The sequence below is a fragment of the Arthrobacter sp. lap29 genome, assembly GCF_032458965.1.
GTDB lineage: Bacteria > Actinomycetota > Actinomycetes > Actinomycetales > Micrococcaceae > Specibacter > Specibacter psychrochitiniphilus.
In genome coordinates, this window is sequence record NZ_JAUCEK010000034.1 from 1 (window position 1) to 1,380 (window position 1,380).

1 protein-coding gene is annotated in these 1,380 nt (G+C 58.5%); it reads right to left on the bottom strand.

The features are described 5' to 3' along the window. Window positions 1-61 precede the first annotated feature (61 nt). The gene (locus RY113_RS18375) at window positions 62-1,255 is read right to left on the bottom strand and encodes a transposase family protein (protein ID WP_315915827.1); all 1,194 of its coding nucleotides are present in this window, start codon (window positions 1,253-1,255) and stop codon (window positions 62-64) included. Window positions 1,256-1,380 lie beyond the last annotated feature (125 nt).

Below are 1,380 nucleotides of genomic sequence, written 5' to 3' on the forward strand. Positions count from 1 at the left end.
CTTGTTGCCTCATAGCAATACCTCCGGGAAGCTGAGTCGTTGCCTCATTTAGAAACCTCCGCTAGGGCCTTTTGTTCCACCAGGTATTGACAGGTGGTTTGGTCGGCGGAATTTTCTTGGCTAGGGAGAGCTTTTCCAGCTCGCCGGTCAGCGCGAGGATCTCGCGTTGGAGATGGGCCGGCTTGATGCGCTTGAAGGCGGCGTTCATGGTGATGATCGGACGCTTTCGGACCGTGGCTTGCTTCAGTGCGCGTTGGTGCGGAGTCGCTGGCACGTCGTAGTGCTTGATGACTTTGGCGCCGTAGCGCTGCTTGGAGACGAGCTTTTGTTGGGGCAGCAGGTAATTGGTGAAGGACCGGTCGAGCTCCCAGATCTGGTTGAGTTTAGCCAGCTCCGCCGGGGTGTCATAGCGCAGGTAGCCGACGAGTTCCCGGACCCTGGCCCAGTTCTTTTGCTCCACATGGGCGCCATCATTTTTGTTGTAGGGCCGGGACCTGGTGAACGTGATCTTGTGGTCCTTGCAGTAGTTGAACAAGTGCTCGTTAATGAACTCACTGCCGTTGTCCGAGTCGATCCCGATGATCGGGAACGGAAATGCGGCCATGACATATTGCAGGGCTTCAAACACCCATTTGGCGGCCTTGTTCTGCACCGAGCGGTTGACGGTCCAGCCCGTGGAAATATCCGTCACTGTCAGGGTAAAGCAGAACTCACCGGAGGCGTTCCCGCCCTCGTGGGCGACCAAGTCGATCTCCACGAAACCAGGCACGGCGTCATCCCATTCAGCCCAAGTCCGCATCGGAATCTGCGACTTCAACAAGGACCCGGGCTTGGTGTGGGTGCGTCCATGCGGGAGCATCGTGGATCGGGCTCCTGCCAGTTTTCTATCGATGGTTGCTGCGCTCATCCGCACCAGCAATGCCGCTTGGGCATCCGTGATGACTAGCTCCTTTTCCTTGCGCAGCAGTGGCACCAGGGCCGGCATCATGGGTGCCAACAACTTCCCTGCCGGGGCCCGCAACACCGACCAGCACAACACCAACGGCGGGATCAGGTCCGGCCCGTAGAGTGGCCTCCTGCCCGTCCTGGGTTTCGGTGGTGGAGGGTTCAACGCATGCCGCAATGCCGCACGCGCGTAGTCCCGGTGCCAGCCCGTCAACTCGACCAGTTCATCAAGGATTCGGGTCTTTACAGCCCGCGGGGACCTCTTGTAAGTCAGGGCTCGCTTCTTCACCACTGCTTGTCGTTGCGCCATTGTCAGCTCCATAGAAACTGGCGTACCCGATACCGCAAACACGAATTTGACGCCACGCCGAAGCGGAGGAAATCAAATGAGGCAACGTATACAGCTACGCGGAGGTTTTCTATGAGTCAACGCGA